This is a genomic window from Parasphingorhabdus sp. (assembly GCF_049667325.1).
Lineage (GTDB): Bacteria > Pseudomonadota > Alphaproteobacteria > Sphingomonadales > Sphingomonadaceae > Parasphingorhabdus.
The window spans coordinates 1-3288 of record NZ_JBATHY010000141.1 but is presented as its reverse complement, the minus strand read 5'-3'; the positions used below and the strand labels follow the sequence as shown (position 1 = coordinate 3288).

Here is a 3288-nt window from a genome sequence, read left to right as displayed (position 1 = left end):
GTTTGGTCGCCGGAATGGAGGCCAGTTCGGGCGGTAGCTCATCGGCGGTGTAGGACGGCACATCCAGTGAAACCAGCGGGTAGAAGGGAACATCAAACTGGGCCGCGCCGTTGGACCGGTCGACCAGGGCACCGGCGGCAACAACGTCACCGCCTGCGTCACGGATCGCCTGAATGGCTTCGCGGGATGAAAGGCCCGTGGTGACGACATCTTCCATCATCAGCACTCTTTGGCCAGGTTTCAGCCGGAATCCCCGGCGCAGTTCGAACTTGCCCTCGGGCCGCTCCAGAAACAGTGCGTCGAGGCCGAGCGCCCGGCCCATTTCATGGCCGATAATCACGCCGCCCATTGCAGGTGAAACAACGATATCGATCAGCCGCCGGATATTTTGCGGAATTTTTGCCGCCAGGGCTTCGGCCATCCGCGCCGCGCGCGCCGGGTTCATCAGCAACCGCGCGCATTGCAAATAGCGGCTACTGTGGCGGCCGGACGAGAGGACAAAATGGCCTTGCAGCAGGGCGTCGCAGTTCCGGAATTCCGCTAAAATCTCTTCGTCTGTCAATATTTCATCCCTGCCTGATTTTCGCCATATTGCCCAAATGGGCATATTGCCGCCGCATTGCCAGAAAAATTAAAGTCGAAAAACTTAAAAAATATGTGTGCGGTAGCTTGAGGCTTGCGTCAACCATGCCTATAAGCCGCTCCAATCGGACTATTCAAGGCCGGGCTCGTCGATTCCAAATGGCGGGTCATTGCCGGAAAACTACCGAAACTTGGGGTAAGATAGGGTTGAGCGATATATGACTCATTTTGTTAAAGCTTGGATTCTGGCCATCGGCCTGATTCTCACGCCGGCAGCGTTGTCGGCGCAAGAAGCGTTGCCGGCAGCGCCAGTTGTGGATCCGGCGGTGACCAGTGCACTGGAAACTGCGGACGTACCAGCGGCGGCCGCAGCTCCCGCATCCGGACTTGATCCCGCGCTTTATACCCCGATGAAGCCAACTCCGGGTATCGGCATGCCGGTCGATGGCGGCATTGATTTTCAAGAACAGTTCAGCGAAACCGGCCAAACCGCGCACTGGATCAACAATGTAATCCTGGTTCCGATGATGATTGGAGTGAGCCTGCTGGTTCTCTTCCTTTTGTTCTGGGTCGTCTACCGTTACCGTCGTGGCGCCAATCCCGAACCGTCAAAAACCACCCATAATACTTTCATTGAAATTATCTGGACGGTCATCCCCGTCTTGATCCTGGTGGTTATCGCGGTGCCTTCGATCAGCCTGCTCGCCGAGCAGTTTGAACCGGCACCGGAGGATGCGTTGACCGTGAAGGTTACCGGCTATCAGTGGTATTGGGGTTATAGCTATCCCGACAACGGCGATTTTGAAGTCATTTCCAACATGCTGACCGAAGAAGAAGCGGCTGCGCGCGGGGAGCCCTATCAGCTGGCCGCCGACAACCGTATGGTTATTCCGGTCGGCAAGCCGGTCAAGCTGTTGATTACGGCTGCGGACGTCATTCACAGCTTCGCCATTCCCGCAGCATGGTTCAAGCTCGATGCGGTTCCGGGGCGGATCAACGAAAAAGTCCTGCAGATCGATCGTGAAGGCGTCTATTATGGCCAGTGTTCCGAACTTTGCGGCGCACGTCATGGTTTCATGCCGATCACGGTTGAAGTGCTTTCGCAAGAAAAGTTCGACAACTGGGTTCGTGCCAATGGCGGAACGCCGCAAGGCCAGGCGGCATTGAATGAAGTCAGCGCCGAAGGCCGGGGTGCAGAGGAAGAAACCTCGACCGTCGTGGCACCGGTAATGGTACCGGCATCGAATTCGTCGGGATCGGCCGCATCGGCTGCTCCTGCGCCAGTTACGCAATAAGGGTTAGAGCAATGACAACAATCACAGCAGATGGCCATATCGACGATCACGCGCATGACGCGGATCACAAGCCAGCCTTTTTCCAGCGCTGGTTCATGTCTACCAACCACAAGGACATCGGTACCCTCTATCTGATATTCGCGATTATCGCGGGCATCATCGGTGGTGCGATTTCCGGCCTGATGCGGCTGGAGCTGGCCGAGCCCGGCATTCAGTATCTGCAAGCCTGGGCGAGCATGTCCAACGGCAGCGAAGCATCGATGGATCAAGCCTATCACCTCTGGAACGTGCTGATTACCGCGCACGGCCTGATCATGGTCTTCTTCATGGTGATGCCGGCGATGATCGGCGGCTTTGGTAACTGGTTCGTGCCGCTGATGATCGGCGCGCCGGACATGGCATTCCCGCGGATGAACAATATCAGCTTCTGGCTGCTCGTCCCTGCCTTTCTCTTGCTCCTCGGATCATCTTTCGTCCCCGGAGGCACCGGCAATGGTGCAGGCACCGGCTGGACGGTCTATGCGCCGCTCTCGACGAGCGGTTCGGTTGGCCCCGCGGTCGATATGGCGATTCTCTCGCTCCATCTGGCGGGTGCATCTTCCATTCTCGGGGCGATCAACTTCATCACCACCATCTTCAACATGCGCGCGCCGGGTATGACCCTGCACAAAATGCCGCTGTTTGTCTGGTCGGTTCTGGTCACCGCATTCCTGCTGCTTCTGGCGCTACCGGTGCTCGCAGCCGCGATTACGATGCTGCTGACCGATCGTAACTTTGGCACGACCTTCTATGATGCCGCAGGTGGCGGTGATCCGGTGCTCTATCAGCATCTGTTCTGGTTCTTCGGACATCCCGAAGTCTACATCATGATCTTGCCCGGTTTCGGCATGGTCAGCCACATTATCTCGACCTTCAGCCGCAAGCCGATCTTCGGTTATCTCGGTATGGCTTATGCGATGGTTGCCATCGGGGTCGTCGGCTTCGTGGTCTGGGCGCACCATATGTTCACCACCGGCATGTCGGTTAACGTGAAAATGTATTTCACGGCAGCTACCATGGTGATCGCGGTGCCGACCGGCATCAAGATCTTCTCGTGGATAGCAACCATGTGGGGCGGTTCCATGTCCTTCAAGACGCCGATGATGTGGGCGCTTGGCTTCATCTTCATGTTCACCGTGGGTGGCGTGACCGGCGTTGTGCTGGCCAATGGCGGTATCGACGACAATCTCCACGACACTTATTATGTGGTGGCCCATTTCCACTATGTGCTGTCGCTGGGTGCGGTGTTCTCGATCTTCGCCGGCTTCTACTACTGGTTCCCGAAAATGTCGGGCCGGATGTACAACGAATTGCTGGGGCAGCTCCATTTCTGGATCTTCTTCATCGGCGTGAACATTCTGTTCTTCCCGCA

3 protein-coding genes are annotated in these 3288 nt (G+C 56.9%); 2 read left to right on the top strand and 1 reads right to left on the bottom strand.

The features are described 5' to 3' along the window. On the bottom strand, positions 1-562 hold a 562-nt coding region (gene pyrE / locus WBM93_RS06685; RefSeq protein ID WP_424429879.1), incomplete at its 3' end, for an orotate phosphoribosyltransferase. A gap of 238 nt (positions 563-800) precedes the next feature. Between pyrE and coxB the strand changes: the two genes are divergently transcribed. Together coxB and WBM93_RS06675 are read left to right on the top strand one after the other, a co-directional pair. After that, the gene (gene coxB, locus WBM93_RS06680; RefSeq protein ID WP_424429876.1) at positions 801-1877 is read left to right on the top strand and encodes a cytochrome c oxidase subunit II; all 1077 of its coding nucleotides are present in this window, start codon (positions 801-803) and stop codon (positions 1875-1877) included. Between the two features lie 11 nt (positions 1878-1888). Further along, positions 1889-3288 (top strand): cytochrome c oxidase subunit I (locus tag WBM93_RS06675; protein WP_424429873.1); only part of this gene is annotated, 1400 nt, incomplete at its 3' end.

What these genes read in the sequence shown, in the direction of transcription:
- coxB (WP_424429876.1), top strand. Translation starts at nt 801, where the DNA reads ATGACTCATTTTGTTAAAGCTTGGATTCTGGCCATCGGCCTGATTCTC.